This window comes from Agromyces aerolatus (genome assembly GCF_031432255.1).
Lineage (GTDB): Bacteria > Actinomycetota > Actinomycetes > Actinomycetales > Microbacteriaceae > Agromyces.
The window spans coordinates 72,469-92,119 of the sequence record NZ_JAVKGQ010000008.1; the positions used below are offsets into that span (position 1 = coordinate 72,469).

The window sequence follows — 19,651 nt, forward strand, 5'->3', positions numbered from 1 at the left end:
AGGGGCTTTCTGTCGTGCATGTCCCGAGACATCTGTCGTCGATGTCCCGACACATCACAGCGCGGAGACGGCGGGATTTGAACCCGCGGTCCCCTTACGGGGACTCCACCTTAGCAGGGTGGTGCACTCGACCGGACTATGCGACGTCTCCTTGCGTGCGCTGGCGCACGCGACTGCCATCATAACCCGGAGGTGCCGGGATTGACGATTCGGCTACTGGTCGGCGAGGGTCCGGCCGGAGGAGCATCGGGTCTCGGCCGCGGTCTGACCCGCGACGTTGCCGGGCAGCGCCTCGGTCGTCGGTGCCGGCGCCGCGGGGTCGGCCGGAGCCTCACCCTCGACGGGTGCCTCTTCGACGGGCGCTTCCTCGACGGGCGCCTCTTCGACGGGCGTCTCGGGCGGGGCCGCGTTCGGGTCGGCCGCTGAGCCGAAGTCGTTGTTCTGCGCGTTGGGGTCGAACGTGACGGGGAGGTCCTGCTGCAGTGCCGCGTTGACGAGATCGGCCGCCGCGGTCGGCACGACCGCGCCACCGCCGTCCGTGTACGCGGTGGGGTACTGGATGAACGCGATCTTGTCGAGGTCGGTGTCTTTCAGCGCCTTGGCGATCGAGATCATCTTCGTCGGATCGACGAGGCTGCTCGACAGCTGCATGTTCGCCAGCGCGGCCTTCGCGATCGAGTACAGCTTGACCGGGTCGCCGAGCGTGCCGTCGGACTGCAGCTTGCGTGCGAGCGACGACAGGAACACCTGCTGGTTCGAGATGCGCCCGAGGTCGGAGCCGTCACCGACGCCATGGCGGGTGCGCAGGAACTGGAGCGCGTCGATGCCCGCGAGCGTGTGCGTTCCCGGGTCGAGGAAGATGCCCGTGTACTCGTCTTCGATGGGCTCGGCGACGCACACGTCGACGCCGCCGACGGCCTCGGAGAGCCCGGCGACGCCGAGGAACTGCACGATGCCCGCGAACGGGATCGTGACCCCGGTGAGGTTCTCGACGGTCTTCGCGACGCAGTCCATGCCGCCGTACGACAGCACCGTGTTGATCTTCTGGTCGTACTGCTCGTACAGCATCTCGCCCGGGTTGTCGGGGTCGTTGCACGCGGGGATGTCGACGAGCATGTCGCGCGGGAAGCTGATGACCTCGGCGTGCGAGTGGTCTTCGGCGATGTGCATGAGCATCGTCACGTCGTTCAGGACGGCGGTCTCTTCGTCGGGGTCGCCGAAGCCGGTGCCCTGGCCGGCGCGGCTGTCGCTGCCGATGATCAGCAGGTTCACGCCACCCTCGATGGCGCCGACGTCGGGCACGCCCTCGAGCACCTTCTCGCTGTCGAGCTTGACGGTCGGCTGCACGGTGTTCGCGAGGTCCCACGCCGCATACGCGGCGACCGCGGTGCCCGAGACGAGCACGACGGCGACGGTGGATGCCACGACCTTCGCGATGGACTTCCAGACGTTGTGCGCGCGGAGGCGCCCGTGGCGCGCCACGGACGGGGTCTTTGCGGCGCGGCGGGAGGTGGGACGCGGGACCTGGGGGTTCACCGGGCTCCTCTCGGACGGTCGACGGGACGGGACAAGCTCTGTAGTGCGGAGGGCGTGGGATTCGAACCCACGAGGCATTGCTGCCCACTGGTTTTCAAGACCAGCTCCATCGGCCGCTCGGACAGCCCTCCCCACCGCGCAACCGGGCGCCGCGCAGGGGCACGACGCACGTCATCGCGCGGAGATGGGCCGATTCTAGCGGACGCACATCCTCGCCAGCCTCGCAGGCACGCCTGAGAGTGCCCTGAAGCGGCCGAGTCGCTGGCCATCAACCTGGAACCCGGTTCCATAGCGAATGATCGTTATATGTTCTAGTATACCTACTTCTCCTCTTCTGGGAGATCTCGCGGTACGGCCACGTAGGAATGGAGCGCGAGGATGTTCGGAGCGGGTGGGCCTTCGTGGCGGACGGGAACCGTGGGCGCGATGCTGTGCGCGGGGCTCGTGATCGGCGGGGTGTCGCCGTCGTCAGCCGGTGAGAGCTCGGGCGCGGGCACTCCGGCGCTCGGCAGCCTGCCGATGGGCGCAGGGGTGCACGGCGTGGTCGACGAGCGATCCGGCGGGTTCTCGTTCCAGGTGTCCGCCGGCCAGGTCCTGTTGGAGTGGGACTCGCGCCGCGCTGGCACCGACCGGCTCGGGCTCGGGTTCGGGTGGTCGATCGCCGGCGTCGGCTTCGTGGAGAGACAGGGCGGCGTGCGCGTGGTTCCGTCACGTGGCACCCTGGGCGGCTTCGAGGCGAGCGCCTCCGTGCCATCCGGGTTGGCGGGCTACGAAGGTCACGACATCCGGTTCTCCCAGACACCGGGGACGTTGCCGGCCCGGGCCGATGGTCTCGTCGGCGAACAGGCGTACGCCTTCGTGCTGCGAGAGCTCGGCGGGCTGGTGTCGTACTTCGACGCCGCGGGCGATCCGATCGCGAAGCTCGACGCGAACGGGACCCGAACGGACTGGACGTGGCACGACGGGCACCGGCTCGACCGCATCGTCAGCGGGACCGGCGTCGTCACGGCTCTGGACTGGTCTGACGCTGGCCGCGTCGCGATCGAGACCCGCATCGGCCCCGACGGGCCGGTCCGGCCGTCGAGCGCGGTCGAGTTGGACGGGGGCCGGGTCGCAGCGGTCACGGATGCCTCGGGCGCGCGCACCTCGGTCGGCTACACCGACTCGGGGCTGGCGTCCCGAGTCCTCACGGCCACGGGCGCGGGCACCGCCGTGTCCTGGCAGACCCTGGCCGACGGCACCCCGGCCGCCGCCGGGGTGGTCGTCACCGACCAGGCGACCGGCGAACCGGTCACCGAGCGCCGCTGGGAGCCGATCGAGGGTCTCGCCTCAGGATGGCCCGCGTCGTCCGGCGGCGAGTACCGTACGTCGGTCGCCGACGGCACCAATCGCGTGGTGTCCACGTATGACCCCTCGCGAGGGATGACCGCTCGGGAGACGATTCTGGGCACCCCGTCGGGTGACCACGTCGTACAGCGCCAGGCATTCAGCTATCCGGACCGCGACGGCGGAGCGCCGGTGCGTGCCGACCGGCCCACCGGAATGGACCTCACGCTCGCCAACCGGGCCGGCGCCGCCAGGACGCTGTCCGAGCGCTACGTGTTCGATGACCTCGGCCGCCTCACCCTCGCCGCCGACGGCACCAGGTACGCCTACAACGCCGCGAACCAGCCCGTGCAGGAAACCACCCCTACCGGAGACGTGTTCCGTACCGGGTACTGGCCCAGCGGCGACCGCGCCACCCTCACCACCGCCACCCACACCACCGGGTACTACTGGGACGACGGCACCCTCCTCAACGACACCCACACCACCGCCGACACCACCCAGACCGCAAGCTACCTCACCGCCCTCACCCGCGAATCCCGAACCCTCACCGAACCCGTTGATCGAGTAGCGAAGCGTATCGAGATCACGAGCGACGAAGGAGCACCCGTAGCGAGACCCACCACGACCTACGCCACCCACGACCGCCACGGCAACACCACCGAACTCACCACCGAAACCGGCATCCAGTCGACCCGCTACACCTACACCGACTACGGCACCACCACCACGTTCAGCACCTCCGACACCGAACCCGCCCCCACCGAGACATCCCGCTACCCGTTCCTCTACGCCGGCGAGTACACCAACCCCACCGGCACCCAGCATCTGGCGGTGCGCACCTACAACCCGGGCACCATGAGCTTCACGAGCCCCGACCTCGAATTCCTGCAGAACCGGTACGGGTATGCCAACGCCAACCCGATCACCAATGTCGACCCCTCAGGGCGATTCGCCATCCACGACTTCATCAACGGCCTGACCATCGGCCTGGCCGTCGCCTTCACGGCGATCACCGTGGCCGGAACCTGGGGCATGGCCGCACCGCTCACCGGCTGGGGCCTGTTCGCCGCGGGGTCCGCACTCGTCGGAATGGGTGCGAACATCGGCGGGACCACGATCGCCGTCATGCGGCTCGTCAACGATCACGGAGAGAAGTTCCTCGAACCCGCCGACGACGAGCGCATGACCCACGCCGAGTACGCGTTCATGGCCATCGGCCTGCTCGGCTCCCTCGGCGCCGCCGCACCGAAGATGTTCGGCAAGTCCATGGCGAATTCGACCTCAGTCCGCCCGCCGACGAAGCAGGAGCCCAGCCCCGTAGTCTCGTCAGCCGAGCACGTCACTCAGCCGACTGCTCTCGATACCTCGGTTCCGACGGGTCACGTTCGAGGAGGAGAGGTCGTCTCAGTCACCTCCGACCCAGCCGGCCCCAATTGGGCCGCCCGCGAAGCGGGGCTCCCGGTCGTCGCACCCCAGTTGGTCAAGTCAGATCTGGTCCGCTCCTATATGGGCGGCCGGTCGGGCGCCCTCCGCGAGATGCGCAGCACGGCTGCCTACAAGACGCACAGGAAGCTGAACCCGGACTCGAACGTCGTATCGACCGTGGGCAAGGCGAAAGCCGGACTCAGATCGCTCATGACGAGCTATACGCAGCGCGTCTCCGGCCGTGAAGCACAGATCATGTCGGATCAGGAGGTCGCGAGCTTTCTCACGGAACACCGGGACACGATCTTGGGCATCGAGCATGCGATCAGCTCGGCACGGTCTGAGATCATCGGCGGGCTGAAGAAGCTCGCGATCGCTTCGCCCGGAGCCGCCGGAAGCATGGTGCGACGGCTCAACGAGAGATCTCCAGGTCTCAAGCACGCCGGCTTCCCTGAGGTCGCCCGACTCTTCGCGACGTGACCCGCCACCGACGGCGATCAGATCGACAGCGTCATATTCGGAACTCGGGCCCGAGTGTTCTGATATTCTAGTCGGCGGTTTACTATGCAGGGAGCGTGCGATGTCGGGCGTGAGTGGAGCTATACGGCGCTCGTGGTGCGCCGCGGTGCTGGGTGGTGTGGTGTGTGCCGGGCTGGTGGTGGGTGGGGTGTCGCCGTCGTGGGCGGGTGCATCCGAGGGTGCCGGGGCGGGTTCGCCGGTGGTGGGGGCGTTCGGGATGGGTGCCGGGGTGCAGGGCACCGTAGATGAGCGTTCGGGGGCGTGGTCGTTCGAGGTGCCGTTGGGCGGCGTCACATTGGGCTGGGATTCGCACGGTTCGGGGGCGGGCCGATTCGGGTTCGGTCCGCGCTAGTCGGTGTCCGGGGTCGGGTTCGTCGACACCGAGGGTGGGGTGCGGGTGGTGCCGGCTCGTGGGGTGCAGGGGGCGTTCGAGGTGTCGGATTCGGTGCCGTCGGGGTTGGCGGGGTATGAGGGTGATGAGGTGCGGTTCTCGCAGACGGCGGGGGTGTTGCCGGCCCGGGCTGATGGGGTGCTGGGTGAGCGGGCGTATGCGTTCGTGTTGCGGGAGCTGGGCGGCCTGGTGTCGTATTTCGACGCGTCCGGTGACGCGGTCGCGAAGCTGGACGCGCATGGCGGCCGGGTGGACTGGGTGTGGGAGCCCGGGCACCGGCTTTCCCGGGTGGTGACCGAGACGGGTGTGGTCACGGAGTTGGGGTGGTCGGATCCGGACCGGGTCGTGGTGTCGGGCCGCGCCGGCGATGGCGAGCCGCGGTCGGTCGGGGCGGTCGAGTTGTCGGGCGGTCGGGTGGCCGCGGTGACGGATGCCACGGGGGCACGCACCACGGTCGGGTATGCCCCGTCGGGGTTGGCGGGGAATGTCGGTGCGGCCAGTGGTGCGGTGACGAACCTGACGTGGCAGCACCAGGCGGACGGGACGGCGGCGGTGGACCGTATCGTGGTGACCGACCCGGTGACCGGTGAGCAGGTCCTGGAGCGGCGGTGGGAAGCGACCGCTGGGCTGGCGTCCGGCTGGCCCGCGGTGTCGGATGCCGGGGCATCCGCGCAGGGTGGTGCCGGTACGGGGTTTGAGACGGTGGTCACTGACGGGGTGACCCGGGTGGTGTCGGTGTACGACGGGGCGCAGCTGATGACGGGCCGGGAGACGTCGGTGGTCACGTCCTCGGGTGAGCGGGTGCTGCAGCGGCAGGCATTCACGTATCCCGACCGGGACGGTGCCGCGCCGGGTCGGATGGATCGGCCGACCGGGATCGAGCTGACGTTCACCAACGACGCCGGGCAGACCAGGACGGTGGCTGAGGGGTTCGTGTTCGACACCTACGGGCGAGTGACCCTGGCCGCCGACGGCACCCGGTACGCGTACAACGCCCTGAACGAGCCCGTGCAGGAGATCACCCCGGAAGGGGACGTGCTCACCACCGGGTACTGGGCCACCGGCGACCGTGCCACCCTCACGACCGACACCCGCACGACCGGGTTCTACTGGGACGACGGCACCCTCCTCAACGACACCCACACCACCGACGGTGTGACGCAGTCTGCGAGCTACCTCACCGCCCTCACCCGCGAGTCCCGCTCCGTTGGTCGAGTAGCGAGCGACGAAGGAGCACGCGTATCGAGACCCACCACCACCTACGCCACCCACGACCGTCACGGCAACACCACCGAACTCACCACCGAAACCGGCACCCAGACCACCAGCTATACCTACACCGACTACGGCACCACCACCACGATCAGCGCCTCCGATACCGAACCCACCACCCCCGAGGCATCCCGCTACCCATTCCTCTACGCCGGCGAATACACCAACCCCACCGGCACGCAGCACCTCGCCGCCCGCACCTTCGCCCCCGCGAGCATGCAGTTCACCACCCGCGACACCCTCCCCCTGCAGAACCGCTACGGCTTCGCCAACGCCAACCCCATCACCCATATCGACCCCTCGGGCCACTACGCCATGCCCGACCTCATCAACGGCCTCGTCATCGGCGCGAGCGTGCTCTTCACGCTCGCCACCGGCTGGGGTGTCTCCCTGACGGGTCTCGCGCCGGCGATGATCTCGTTCGTCTCGTCGGCCGCCACGGTCGGTCTGCTCGCCAACGTCGCCGGATACACCCTCGCGGTGCTCGGCTACCTCAACGACCACATCACCGAGTTCGTCGACGAAGACACCCAAAAGGACTTCACCTACGCCGAATACGCCCTCATGGGCGTCGGCTTCATCACGGCGGTCGCCGCTGCCGCACCCAAGGTCATCGCGAAGGCCCGTCCGGCCGAACCGATCGCGCAGGTCACGAACGACATCACCGACGAAGCGATGGATCCGCTCGACCGGGCGTTGAAGACGTTCAAGCTACGGACGTACCTCGCCAAACGTTCCACCGCAACCGACTTCGGGCGCCGGACCGCGGTGTACGAGGACTACCGGAAGTTTCACCCGAACCTGCCCTTCGACGAAGATCTGAATGGCAGCGGACTTGCATTCGAATCCGTCCTGAGAGACTACGAGTTCGCCGTCGTGCAGCTCGGCGCCAAAGCGACCGACCTTACCGGCCCAGCACTCCGGGAATTCCTCGAAGCGCACCGCAGCCTCATCGCGTACGCCGAGAAGTCGATCGCTGCCGCGCGAGAGGCGGTCGTGCCGGCCTTCAAGGGAACGGACGAGGAGATGACGGCATTCAACTCGATGATGCCCGCCCTGAAGTCCCAGACCGACTTCACCGCGATCGCCATCCTGATCGCCACATGACCACGTGCTCGAACCGACGCCCGATCACCCCAGCGTGCCCAGCACCTCCGCGAGCCCGCCCTCATCGATGCTCCCGGTCACCTCGGTCGCCGCGGCCTTCACCTCGTCTGGCGCCTGACCCATCGCCACGGCCCGCCCGGTGGCGCCGGCCCACGTGAACATCTCGATGTCGTTGCGTCCGTCGCCCACGGCGATCACGCGGTCGGCCGGCTGATCGAGCCAGCCGCGCACGCGCTCGAGCGCGGTGGCCTTGTTCACGCCCTCGGGCGCGATGTCCATCCACGCGGTCCAGCCGATCGCATAGCTGACGTGGTGCAGGCCCATGCGGTCCACGAGCTCGAGGAACTCCTCGACCTCGTGCTCGAGGCTCGTGACCACGACGCGCGTCGCGCGCTGGTCGAGCAGATCCTCGAACGCCACCTCGCGCGCGTTCTCGAGGTTCCAGTCGCTCATGCCCTCGGTGTACATGCGATACCCGTCGGGCAGCTCGACCATGAACTTGCCGGCCGGCAGGAACCCGCGGATGCGTTCGAGCACGGGCGTCGGGTCGAACGTCTCGACGTGCACGCGCGCGTACCCGCTCGGCTCGGAATCGTCGCGCCCCATGGTGATGGCGCCGTTGGCACAGACGACGAACTCGGGGTCGAGCCCCAACTGCCCGAGCACCGGCGCGGTCGTCGACCACGAGCGACCGGTGGCGAGCGTCACGAGATGGCCGCGATCGCGAACGGATGCCACGGCGTCGACGACGGCACGGTCGATGGACTCGTCCTCGTGCATGACCGTGCCGTCGATGTCGAGGGCGACGAGCCAGGGGTCGGGTCTCGACACGCGTCCTCCGCTCATGCGACCGGCTCGAGCACCTCGAGGCCGCCGAGGTAGGGGCGGAGTGCCTCGGGCACCACGACCGATCCGTCTTCCCGCTGGTGCGTCTCGAGGATCGCGACGATCCAGCGCGTCGTCGCGAGCGTGCCGTTCAGCGTCGCGACCGGCTGCGTCTTGCCGCCCTCGACCCGGTGCCGGATGTCGAGCCGGCGTGCCTGGAACGTCGTGCAGTTCGACGTCGACGTGAGCTCGCGGTAGGCCTGCTGCGTCGGCACCCACGCCTCGACGTCGTACTTGCGTGCGGCGCTCGAGCCGAGGTCGCCGGCCGCGGTGTCGATCACGCGGTAGGCGAGACCGAGGGACTGCAGCATGCCCTCCTGCCAGCCGAGCATGCGCTCGTGCTCGGCCTCGGCGTCGGCCGGGTCGATGTAGCTGAACATCTCGAGCTTGTTGAACTGGTGCACGCGGATGATGCCGCGCGTGTCCTTCCCGTGGCTGCCGGCCTCGCGGCGGTAGCAGGTCGACCAGCCCGCGTAGCGGAGCGGGCCCTTGGACACGTCGACGATCTCGTCGGCGTGGTACCCGGCGAGCGCGACCTCGCTCGTTCCGGTGAGGTACAGCTCGTCGTCGGGCAGGTAGTAGATCTCTTCGGCGTGCGCGCCGAGGAATCCGGTGCCCTGCATGATCTCGGGCCGCACGAGCGTCGGTGTGATGAGCGGCGTGAAGCCCTCGGCGAGCGCGCGGTCGAGCGCGAGGTTCATGAGCGCGAGCTCGAGCCGGGCGCCGACGCCCTTGAGGTAGTGGAAGCGCGCGCCCGACACCTTCGCGCCGCGCTGCATGTCGATCGCGTCGAGCAGCTCGCCGATCTCGAGGTGGTCGCGCGGCTCGAACCCGAACGCGGGGATCTCACCGACCTCGCGCAGCACTATGTAGTCGTCTTCGCCTCCGGCCGGCACCCCGTCGATGACGACGTTGCCGAGTCGCTGCACGGCCTCGGTGAACGCGGTCTCGGCGTCGTTCGCGCGCTGATGCGCATCCTTCACCGATGCGGCGAGCGTCTGCGCCTGCGCGACGAGCGCGGCCTTCTCGTCTTTGGGCGCCTTGGCGACCTGCTTGCCAAACGCGTTCTGCTCGGCCCTGAGCGATTCGTACGCGGTGATGGCGGCGCGCCGCGAGGCATCCGCCTCGACCGCCTCGTCGACGAGCGCGGTGGACTCGCCGCGCAGCTCTTGTGAATGCTTGACCAGGTCGGGGTTCTCGCGGAGCAGCACGGGGTCGATCACCCGAGTCAGTCTAGCCGCGGCCGCAAGGCCGCGATCGGCGGGCCGCGATGCCGTACCGTTGCGATCGTGAGCGACCACGAGGGTGAGATGACGGATGCCACGGGCGCGACGCCGGCCGTGACGGATCAGCCGCGCGCGGCGATCATCGCGAACCCCAGCAAAGAGGGCATCGACGAGCTGCGCGCCGCGGTCGCGCAGGCCGAGGAGCGTCAGCACTACGCGCCAAGCCTCTGGCTCGAGACGACCGTCGAAGACCCGGGCACCGGCCAGGCGCGCGAGGCGGTCGAGGCGGGCGTCGACCTCGTCGTCGCCGCGGGCGGCGACGGCACGATCCGCTCGGTCGCCGCGGGGCTCAAGGGCACGGGCGTCCCCATGGGGCTCGTGCCGCTCGGCACCGGCAACCTGTTCGCCCGCAACCTCGACATCCCCGTGAACGACCAGGCCGACGCGATCGTGCTCGCGTTCGCGGGCGTCGACCGGGAGGTCGACGTGCTCGTGGCCGACGTGCGGCGCCCCGACGGCAGCCAGGAGTCGCACACCTCGCTCGTGATGGCCGGCATCGGCATCGACGCCACGATGATCGCGAACACCAACCCCGACCTGAAGAAGCGGGTCGGCTGGCTCGCCTACGTCGATGCCGGGATCCGTTCGCTGCCGGCGTCGATCCCGTTCCGGGCGACCTGGCGCGTCGACTCCGGCCGGCTGCACCGCCCGAAGGCGAGCAGCCTGCTCGTGGCGAACCTCGGGTACCTGCCCGGCAACATCGAGCTCATCCCCGACGCCGAGCTGGACGACGGGCAGCTCGACGTGATCGTGCTGCAACCCCGCAACGCGCTCGGCTGGCTGTTCGTCTGGCGCAAGATCATGGTCGACAACCGGGTGCTCCGGAAGTCGGCGATGGGCCGGCAGATCATCGACCTCACGGGCGGCAACCGGCGGCGCGAGGTGGTGTACGGCCGCGGCCGGCGCGTCGCGATCTCGATCGAGGGCGAGCCTCAGGAGTTCGAGATCGACGGCGACGAGTTCGGGTCGATCGTCGCGGCGAACTTCCACATCGAGCCGCACGCGCTCATCGTCCGCGCCCCGCTCTGAGCGATCACGAGCCGGTCTCGTCGGGCTCGCCGGTGAGGATGCCGCGCAGCCAGTCGCGTGCCTCGATGAAGATCTCGTCGTCGTACTTCGAGTGGTACTCGACCTCGCGCCGGTCGGCGCTCGGATACGAACCCAGGAATATGACGCGCGGGCTGAACCGCCGAAGGCCGAGGAGGGCATCCGCCACGCGCTCGTCCTCGACGTGTCCGTCGAGGTCGATGACGAACCGGTAGCGGCCGAGCGCGTCCCCGATGGGACGCGACTCCAGCAGGGACATGTTGACGCCGCGCGTCGAGAACTGTTCGAGCATGGCCAGCAGCGAGCCCGGCTCGTCGTCCGGCAGCTCGACGATGAGGCTCGTCTTGTCGGCCCCGGTGCGCTCGGGGATGCGACGCGAACGGCTCACCAGAACGAACCGGGTCACCGCGTTCGGGTTGTCGCCGATGTCCGTCGCGAGCACGTCGACGTCGAGCTGGTCGACGATGCCCGGCGGCGCGACGGCCGCGTCGGCGGCGCGGTCCGCGTCGAAGAGCGAGGTCGCGGCCTGCACATTGCTCGCCGCGGGGATGTGCCCGTGGTCGGGCAGGTTCCGCTCGAGCCATCCGCGCGACTGGGCGTAGGCGACCGGGTGCGCATTGACGACCCGCACGTCGGCGAGGGTCGTGCCGGGGCGCGCCACGAGTACGAAGTTCACGGGCACGAGGACCTCGCCGACGATACGCAGGCCCGGCACCGTGGCGAGCGCATCCTGAGCCGCCGAGACCCCGCCCTCGATCGAGTTCTCGATGGCGATCATCGCGGCCACGCTGCGCCCGCTCGTGACATCGGCGAGCGCCTCGCCGACGTTGTTGACCGAACGCCACGGCTTGCCCGCCGCCTCGGGGACCTGCTTGAGCGCCGCCTCCGTGAAGGTGCCGGCCGGCCCGAGGTAGGAGTAGGTCTCCGAGGGGCGTGACACGGCATCCGTCATGCTGGCAAGCCTAGCCAGCGCGAGCGATGGTGGAGGTACCGTAGCGCCCGCTGCGCCGGAGTTACCGTGGAGCAGCGCAAGGAGGTCCGGCATGACCGTGCTCGACAGGACGCAGCCCACCGCGGGTACGTGGCTTCCCGACGCCGAGCGGCTCGCGGCGCTCCGGCGGATGAAACGCCTCGCGACCGGCCTGCTGCTGCTCGCGGCCGTCGTGTTCGCGGTCGCGTTCGCGCTCCAGGACCGCTTCGCGTGGCTCGGCTACGTGCGCGCCGCCGCAGAGGGCGCCATGGTCGGGGCCATCGCCGACTGGTTCGCCGTGACCGCGCTGTTCAGGCACCCGCTCGGCCTCAAGATCCCCCACACCGCCATCATCCCGACCCGGAAGGACGAGATCGGGCGGACGCTCGGCGCGTTCGTCGAGCTCGAGTTCCTCTCCGACGATGTGGTGCTCGGCAAGCTGCGCTCGATGGGCGTCGCACGCCGGCTCGGCGAATGGCTGCGCGAGCCGGCGAACGCCGACCGGCTCACCGACGAGGCCGCCGTCGCCGGCCGGGCGGCACTGACACTGCTCGGCGACGAGGATGTCGAGGAGGTCATCGAGCGGCTCGCGCGACGCCACCTCTTCGCGCCGGACTGGGGGCCGACGATCGGCCGGCTCGGGTCGGAGCTCGTCGCGGCCGGCCAGCACCGGCACGCCGTCGACGCGTTCGTGGAACAGGCCGAGGTGTGGCTCGAGTCGAACCCCGAGGTACTCGGCCGCATCGTGGCCGGCCGGCTGCCGAAGTGGCTTCCGGGGTTCGTCGACCGTTTCGTGGACGACCGCGCCCACCGCGAGGCGCTCGGCTTCGTCCGGGCCGTGCGCGACGACCCGGAGCATCCGGTTCGCCTCGCGCTCGACCAGTACCTGCGCGAGCTGACCGACCGCCTGCAGCACGACCCGGCCATGATCCAGCGGGTCGAGGCGCTCAAGCTCGACCTGCTCGAGAGCCCGCGCGTGCGCGAATTCGCCGCCGAGGCCTGGGCGTCCTTGAAGGCGACGCTCGACGACGCGCTCGGCGATCCGGCGAGCGCGCTGCGGACCGGTCTCAGCCAGGCCGTCGTCGAGCTGGGCGCACGCCTCGCCGACGATCCGGCGCTGCAGGCGAAGGCCGACGCGTGGATGACGGACGCCGCCGCCTACCTCGTGCGCACCTACCGGCACGACATCGCGGGCGTCATCAGCGAGACCGTCGAGCGCTGGGATCCGCGCGAGGCGACCGAGAAGATCGAGGTCCAGGTCGGCCGCGACCTGCAGTTCATCAGGATCAACGGCACCGTGGTCGGCGCGCTCGCGGGGCTCGCGATCTACTCGGTCGCGACGGGGCTGCACGCGCTGGTCGGGTGAGGCGGGGTCTCGATACGCGTCGCCACTTCGTGTCGGCGCTACTCGACCGACGGGGCGGGTGTCGGCGCTACTCGACCGACGGAGCATGGCAAGGGGTGGAGGCGAGCCGGGACGGCGGGCAGACTGGCCTCATGCACGAGCGAGCGGGAACCCCGGCGACCCAGTCCGACCTCATCGACGTGGAGGCGCTCGTCCGGGCGTACTACGACCTGAAGCCCGACCCGTCGGTGCCCGGTCAGCGCGTCGCGTTCGGCACGTCGGGCCATCGCGGCTCGTCGCTCACGACGAGCTTCAACGAGCACCACATCCTCGCGATCACGCAGGCGATCTGCGAGTACCGCGCGTCGCAGGGCATCACCGGCCCGCTCTTCATCGGTTCCGACACGCACGCGCTCTCGGCGCCCGCGCAGACCACGGCACTCGACGTGCTCGTCGCGAACGGCGTGCGCGTGCTCGTCGACGAGTTCGACGACTACGTGCCGACGCCGGCGCTGTCGCACGCGATCCTGGTCTGGAACACCGACCCCGAGCGTCGCGCCGAGGGCGAGGCCGACGGCATCGTGATCACGCCGAGCCACAACCCGCCGCAGGACGGCGGCTTCAAGTACAACCCGCCGCACGGTGGCCCGGCCGACTCGGACGCGACGGGTTGGATCGCGAACCGGGCCAACGAGCTCATCGCCGACGAGCTCCGCGGCGTGAACCAGGCCGAGCCGAGCGGAGTGGAGACCTACGACTTCCGCAGCCGCTACGTCGACGACCTCGCGAACGTCATCGACTTCGACGCCATCCGCGAGGCCGGCGTGAAGATCGGGGCCGATCCGCTCGGCGGGGCGTCGGTGCACTACTGGGCCGCGATCCGCGACCGGTACGGTCTCGACCTCACCGTGGTCAACGAGCGCGTCGATCCGACCTGGTCGTTCATGACGCTCGACTGGGACGGCAAGATCCGCATGGACCCCTCGAGCCCCAACGCGATGGCGTCGGTGCTCGAGCACGCGGGCGACTTCGACATCCTGACGGGCAACGACGCCGACGCCGACCGGCACGGGATCGTCACGCCCGACGGCGGGCTGATGAACCCCAACCACTACCTCGCGGTCGCGATCGAGTACCTCTTCGGGCACCGCGACGGCTGGCGGCCCGACGCCGCGATCGGCAAGACGCTCGTCTCGAGCTCGATGATCGACCGCGTCGCCGAGGGCCTCGGCCGTCACCTCTGGGAGGTGCCGGTCGGGTTCAAGTGGTTCGTGCCCGGGCTCGTCGACGGGTCGGTCGGCTTCGGCGGCGAGGAGAGCGCGGGCGCGTCGTTCCTGCGGTTCGACGGCACGGTCTGGACGACGGACAAGGACGGCATCCTGCTGTGCCTGCTCGCGTCCGAGATCCGCGCGGTCACTGGCAAGTCGCCCTCCGAGCTCTACCGCGAGCTGGTCGCGCGCTACGGCGACCCGGCCTACGAGCGCACGGATGCCCCGGCGAGCCCCGCGCAGAAGGCCACCCTCGGCAAGCTCGACGGGGAGGCGATCGCGGCGACGGAGCTCGCGGGCGAGCCGATCACCGCGAAGCTCTCGCACGCGCCCGGCAACGGCGCCGCCGTCGGCGGCGTGAAGGTGCAGACCGAGGACGCCTGGTTCGCGGCGCGGCCGAGCGGCACCGAGGACGTCTACAAGATCTACGCCGAGTCGTTCCGCGGACCCGAGCATCTCGCCGAGGTGCAGGCCGAGGCGCAGCGGATCGTCAGCGACGCGCTCGGCTGAGCCGCGGCGGGCCGAGCCGCGGCTGGCCGAGCCGCGCCGGGCCTGCGGCCCTTGGCATGGCGCCGGAGTTCACGCAACCCGCTCCGGCGTGTCATCCCGACCACGCATGATGAGTTCCATCACCCACACGTCACGTGCGTTCCTGAAGGAGCCCAATGGAAGCCTGGCCCGGCACCGCGTATCCCCTCGGCGCGACCTTCGACGGCAGCGGCACGAACTTCGCGATCTTCAGCGAGTCGGCCGAGCGCGTCGAGCTGTGCCTGTTCGCCGAGGACGGCACCGAGACGTGCGTCGAGCTGCAGGATGTGGACGCGTTCGTGTGGCACGCGTACCTTCCGCAGGTGCAGCCGGGGCAGCGGTACGGCTACCGGGTGCACGGGCTGTACGACCCGGCGAAGGGGCAGCGTCACAACCCGAACAAGGTGCTGCTCGACCCGTACGCCAAGGCGATGGCGGGCGCCTTCGAGTGGGACCAGTCGCTGTTCGGGTACGACTTCGGCGATCCTGACTCGCGCAACGACGACGACTCGGCCGCGCACGTCATGCACTCGGTGGTGATCAACCCGTTCTTCGACTGGGCGGGCGACCGGCACCCGAACACGCCGTACTCGTCGTCGGTGATCTACGAGGCGCACGTGAAGGGCCTCACCGAGCTGCACCCCGACATCCCCGAGGAGCAGCGCGGCACCTACGCGGGCCTCGCCCACCCGGCGATCATCGACCACCTCAGGAAGCTCGGCGTGACCGCGATCGAGCTCATGCCCGTGCACCAGTTCGTGCAGGACTCGACCCTGCTCGAGAAGGGCCTGCGCAACTACTGGGGCTACAACACCATCGGCTTCTTCGCGCCGCACAACGAGTACGCCTCGACCGGTGAGCTCGGCCAGCAGGTGCAGGAGTTCAAGAGCATGGTGCGCGCCATGCACGAGGCCGGCATCGAGGTCATCCTCGACGTCGTCTACAACCACACCGCGGAGGGCAACCACCTCGGCCCGACGATCGCGTTCCGCGGTATCGACAATCAGGCGTACTACCGGCTCGAGGAGAACGACAAGCGGTACTACACGGACTACACGGGCACCGGCAACTCCCTCAACGTGCGCAGCCCGCACTCGCTGCAGCTCATCATGGACAGCCTGCGCTACTGGGTCACCGAGATGCGCGTGGACGGGTTCAGGTTCGACCTCGCCGCGACGCTCGCGCGCGAGTTCTACGACGTCGACCGGCTGTCGAGCTTCTTCGAACTCGTGCAGCAGGACCCGGTGGTGTCCCAGGTCAAGCTCATCGCCGAGCCGTGGGACATCGGCCCGGGCGGCTACCAGGTGGGGAACTTCCCGCCGCAGTGGACGGAATGGAACGGCAAGTATCGCGACGTGGTGCGCGATTTCTGGCGGGGTGAGCCGTCGACCCTCGGCGAGTTCGCCGCGCGGATCACCGGTTCGGCCGACCTCTACGAGAACGACGGCCGCTGGCCCGTCGCCTCGATCAACTTCGTGACCGCCCATGATGGTTTCACGCTCCGCGACCTCGTGTCGTACAACGAGAAGCACAACGAGGCCAACGGCGAGGACAACCACGACGGCGAATCGCACAACCGCTCCTGGAACTCGGGCGTCGAGGGCGAGACCGACGACCCCGAGGTGCTGCAGCTGCGTGCGCGGCAGCAGCGCAACTTCATCGCGACGCTGCTGCTCTCGCAGGGGGTGCCGATGCTGCTGCACGGCGACGAGCTCGGCCGCACCCAGCGGGGCAACAACAACACCTACGCGCAGGACAGCGAGCTGAGCTGGGTGCACTGGGACGACGCCGACCGCCCGCTCATCGAGTTCACCGCGGCGGTCGCTCAGCTCCGCCACGATCACCCGAGCTTCCGGCGGACGCGGTTCTTCGACGGTCGGCCGGTCGAGGTCGAGGAAGGTGCCGAGAGCCCCGAGAACGTCGACGAGCCGCTGCCGGACATCGTCTGGCTGCGGCCGGGCGGAACCCCCATGCGGGCGAAGGACTGGGATGCACCGCTGGGACGCGCGGTCGGCATCTACCTGAACGGCGACGGCATCCGGCAGCGGGACAGTCGCGGGGAGCCCATCACCGACGTGGACTTCCTGCTCTTCTTCAACGCCGAGCCCGAGCCCACCCCGTTCACCGTGCCCAAGCGCACGCAGCAGATGTGGGACGTCATCATCGACACGGCCGGCCGCACCGCCGACTCCGGGCCGAAGAACGCCGGCGAGACGATCGAGCTCGAGGGCCGCTCGCTCATAGTGCTTCGCGCGCATCGTGAGCCAGACGTCGAGCCCGACCACTCGGTCGCGGCGTCGCTGGCCGAGCGCACCCCGCACACCGAGCCCACGACCGGCACGACGACGCACCCGGTCCAATGAGCGCCGCACCCGTCTCGACGTACCGGATTCAGGTGCGGGCGTCGTTCGACCTGCACGCGGTCGCCGGGATCGCCGACTACCTGCACGATCTCGGCGCCGACTGGCTCTACCTGTCGCCGCTGCTCGAGGCCGAGCCCGGCTCCGACCACGGCTACGACGTGGTCGACCACTCGCGCGTCGACCCCGCTCGCGGCGGTCGCGACGGGCTCGACGCGGCCTCGCGCGCCGCCCACGACCTCGGCATGGGGGTGCTCGCCGACCTCGTGCCGAACCATGTCGGGGTCGCCACGCCGGCCGCGATGGCCTGGTGGTGGGACGTGCTCGCGAACGGCCGCGCCTCGCGATACGCCGAGGCGTTCGACATCGACTGGGAGTTCGGCGAGGGCCGGCTTCGGCTGCCCGTGCTCGGCAGCGCCGACGACGTCGCCGAGCTGCGCCTCGTCCCGGTGTCCGACGCGGCCGGAGCCGACGGCTCGGGGGGCGGCGAGTTCGAGCTGCGGTATTTCGATCACCGCTTCCCCGTGGCATCCGGAACCGCGCACGCGGGCGACGACCCCGCCGCCGTGCACGACCGCCAGCACTATGAGCTGATCGACTGGCGCCGCGCCGACCACGACCTCAACTACCGGCGGTTCTTCGCCGTGAACACGCTCGCCGCGATCCGCGTCGAGCTGCCGTGGGTCTTCGACGAGAGCCACGTCGAAGTCCTGCGCTGGCTGCGCGACGGCCTCGTCGACGGACTCAGGATCGACCACCCCGACGGGCTGCTCGACCCCGGCGGCTATCTCGCGCGGCTCGCCGAGGAGACGCGCGGCGCATACGTGCTCGTGGAGAAGATCCTCGAGGGCGACGAGCGCATGCCCGCAGAATGGGCGACCGAGGGCACGACCGGGTACGACGCGCTCGCCGACGTCGACCGCGTGCTCGTGGACCCCGCGGGCGAGCGACGGCTCACCGAGCTCGACGCGGAGCTGCGCGGCGGCACGGCCGACTGGGCGGCCATGATCCACGGCACCAAGCGCGCGATCGCCGACGGCATCCTGCGCTCCGAGGTCCTGCGGCTCGACCGCATGCTCGTCGACGCCACCGACGCCACCGACGCCACCGACGCGCCCGGGGCGGTCGCCGACGCGGTCGCCGAGCTGCTCGCGTGGTTCCCCGTCTACCGGTCGTACCTGCCGTTCGGGGTCGAGCATCTGCACGAGGCCGCCGAGCGCACGATCGCACACCGGCCCGAGCTGGCCCCCGTGGTCGAGCGGCTGCTCCCGATCCTCTCCGACCCGGCGCATCCGGCCGCGATCCGGTTCCAGCAGACCAGCGGCATGGTCATGGCGAAGGGCGTGGAGGACACCGCGTTCTACCGGTACACGCGGCTCACGAGCCTCACCGAGGTGGGCGGCGATCCGTCCGAGTTCGCGATCCCGACGGCGGAGTTCCACGCGCGGCAGCGCGAGCGATTCGAGCGGATGCCACGGTCGATGACCACGCTGTCGACCCACGACACCAAACGCGGCGAGGACGTGCGGGCGCGCATCGACGCCATCGCGGAGGTCCCGGCCGAGTGGACGGCGATGCTCGGGGAGCTGCGCGAGCTCGCACCGCTCGGCGACGGGCCCTTCGAGCACCTGCTCTGGCAGGCCGTCGTCGGCGCCTGGCCCGCGAGCCGCGAACGCCTGCACGCCTACGCCGAGAAGGCGGCGCGCGAGGCCGGGAACTCGACGACCTGGACCGAGCCCGACCGGGCCTTCGAGGCACGCATGCACGCCGCGGTCGATGCGGTGTTCGACGACGAGCGCGTCGGCGCGCTCGTGGCGCGCGCCGTCGCGCTGCTCGAGGGGCCCGGCTGGTCGAACTCGCTCTCGGCCAAGCTCATCCAGCTGACCGCGCCCGGCGTGCCCGACGTCTACCAGGGCAGCGAGCTGTGGGAACAGTCGCTCGTCGACCCCGACAATCGTCGCCCCGTCGACTTCGGGCTGCGGCGCCGCATGCTCGCCGAGCTCGATGCCGGCGCGCTGCCGCCCATCGATGCCGACGGCGCGGCGAAGTTGCTCGTGACGAGCCGTGCGCTGCGCCTCCGCCGTGACCGCCCGGACCTGTTCAGCGACTATATGCCGCTCGCGGCATCCGGTGACGCGGCCGGGCATCTCGTGGCCTTCGACCGCGGTGGGGCGATCGCGCTCGCGACCCGGCTGCCGATCGGGCTCGCCGCACGCGGCGGCTGGGGCGACACCGTCGTCGACGTGGGCAGCGCGCCCGTCATCGACGTGCTCACGGGCCGGCATCATCAGGGCGGCGAGCTGCGGCTCGCGGACGTGCTCGACCGGTACCCGGTCGCGCTGCTCGTCGAGGTGGAGGGCAAGGCATGAGCTCAGAGGGAGAC

General features: G+C 70.0%; 11 protein-coding genes and 2 tRNA genes. 7 read left to right on the plus strand and 6 right to left on the minus strand.

From position 1 onward, the window contains the following. Nucleotides 1-62: 62 nt before the first annotated feature. The 3 genes from RH864_RS11625 to RH864_RS11635 form a co-directional block, all read right to left on the minus strand. A tRNA-Ser gene (locus RH864_RS11625) sits at nucleotides 63-151 on the minus strand. A 62-nt stretch (nucleotides 152-213) separates the two neighbouring features. Then, nucleotides 214-1,482 (minus strand): LCP family protein, encoded by a 1,269-nt coding sequence (locus tag RH864_RS11630; protein ID WP_310517723.1) that lies wholly within the window; start codon nucleotides 1,480-1,482, stop codon nucleotides 214-216. A gap of 100 nt (nucleotides 1,483-1,582) precedes the next feature. Next, nucleotides 1,583-1,667 (minus strand) — tRNA-Ser (locus tag RH864_RS11635). Between the two features lie 247 nt (nucleotides 1,668-1,914). On the opposite strand from RH864_RS11635, the gene RH864_RS11640 reads away from it, so the two are divergent. Next, on the plus strand, nucleotides 1,915-4,770 hold the full coding sequence (locus tag RH864_RS11640; RefSeq protein ID WP_310517724.1) for an RHS repeat-associated core domain-containing protein: 2,856 nt from the start codon (nucleotides 1,915-1,917) through the stop codon (nucleotides 4,768-4,770). A gap of 520 nt (nucleotides 4,771-5,290) precedes the next feature. Then, nucleotides 5,291-7,579 (plus strand): RHS repeat-associated core domain-containing protein, encoded by a 2,289-nt coding sequence (locus RH864_RS11645; protein WP_310517725.1) that lies wholly within the window; start codon nucleotides 5,291-5,293, stop codon nucleotides 7,577-7,579. Nucleotides 7,580-7,603: 24 nt separating this feature from the next. Here RH864_RS11645 and RH864_RS11650 read toward each other — a convergent pair whose 3' ends face one another. Continuing rightward, a complete protein-coding gene (locus tag RH864_RS11650; RefSeq protein ID WP_310517726.1) occupies nucleotides 7,604-8,410 on the minus strand; it encodes an HAD family hydrolase in 807 nt (268 codons plus the stop codon). Nucleotides 8,411-8,421: 11 nt separating this feature from the next. Continuing rightward, the gene (gene serS, locus RH864_RS11655; protein ID WP_310517727.1) at nucleotides 8,422-9,687 is read right to left on the minus strand and encodes a serine--tRNA ligase; all 1,266 of its coding nucleotides are present in this window, start codon (nucleotides 9,685-9,687) and stop codon (nucleotides 8,422-8,424) included. Between the two features lie 66 nt (nucleotides 9,688-9,753). On the opposite strand from serS, the gene RH864_RS11660 reads away from it, so the two are divergent. After that, nucleotides 9,754-10,779 carry a diacylglycerol/lipid kinase family protein gene (locus RH864_RS11660; protein ID WP_310517728.1) on the plus strand — a complete coding sequence of 342 codons (1,026 nt, stop codon included), beginning with the start codon at nucleotides 9,754-9,756 and terminating at the stop codon, nucleotides 10,777-10,779. A gap of 4 nt (nucleotides 10,780-10,783) precedes the next feature. Here the strand turns inward: RH864_RS11660 and pheA are convergent, their stop codons facing one another. Then, entirely contained in the window at nucleotides 10,784-11,749 is a 966-nt protein-coding gene (pheA, locus tag RH864_RS11665; protein ID WP_310517729.1) for a prephenate dehydratase, read from the minus strand. 91 nt (nucleotides 11,750-11,840) lie between these two features. Here pheA and RH864_RS11670 point away from each other — a divergent pair, with 91 nt between their 5' ends. The 4 genes from RH864_RS11670 (at nucleotide 11,841) to treY (ending at nucleotide 19,637) form a co-directional block, all read left to right on the plus strand. Then, a complete protein-coding gene (locus RH864_RS11670; RefSeq protein WP_310517730.1) occupies nucleotides 11,841-13,133 on the plus strand; it encodes a DUF445 domain-containing protein in 1,293 nt (430 codons plus the stop codon). 131 nt (nucleotides 13,134-13,264) lie between these two features. Further along, on the plus strand, nucleotides 13,265-14,890 hold the full coding sequence (gene pgm, locus RH864_RS11675; protein ID WP_310517731.1) for a phosphoglucomutase (alpha-D-glucose-1,6-bisphosphate-dependent): 1,626 nt from the start codon (nucleotides 13,265-13,267) through the stop codon (nucleotides 14,888-14,890). A gap of 155 nt (nucleotides 14,891-15,045) precedes the next feature. Beyond that, complete coding sequence (gene glgX, locus RH864_RS11680; RefSeq protein WP_310517732.1) at nucleotides 15,046-17,271, plus strand: glycogen debranching protein GlgX; 2,226 nt, start codon at nucleotides 15,046-15,048, stop codon at nucleotides 17,269-17,271. Beyond that, nucleotides 17,268-19,637 carry a malto-oligosyltrehalose synthase gene (treY, locus tag RH864_RS11685; RefSeq protein WP_310517733.1) on the plus strand — a complete coding sequence of 790 codons (2,370 nt, stop codon included), beginning with the start codon at nucleotides 17,268-17,270 and terminating at the stop codon, nucleotides 19,635-19,637. The genes glgX and treY overlap by 4 nt, the downstream gene beginning before the upstream one ends. The last annotated feature ends 14 nt before the right edge of the window (nucleotides 19,638-19,651 follow it).

Bases quoted from the DNA above. Each gene is read 5' to 3' on its own strand.
- RH864_RS11640 (WP_310517724.1), top strand. From the start codon at position 1,915: ATGTTCGGAGCGGGTGGGCCTTCGTGGCGGACGGGAACCGTGGGCGCG.
- pheA (WP_310517729.1), bottom strand. From the start codon at position 11,749: ATGACGGATGCCGTGTCACGCCCCTCGGAGACCTACTCCTACCTCGGG.
- RH864_RS11670 (WP_310517730.1), top strand. From the start codon at position 11,841: ATGACCGTGCTCGACAGGACGCAGCCCACCGCGGGTACGTGGCTTCCC.
- pgm (WP_310517731.1), top strand. From the start codon at position 13,265: ATGCACGAGCGAGCGGGAACCCCGGCGACCCAGTCCGACCTCATCGAC.
- glgX (WP_310517732.1), top strand. From the start codon at position 15,046: ATGGAAGCCTGGCCCGGCACCGCGTATCCCCTCGGCGCGACCTTCGAC.
- treY (WP_310517733.1), top strand. From the start codon at position 17,268: ATGAGCGCCGCACCCGTCTCGACGTACCGGATTCAGGTGCGGGCGTCG.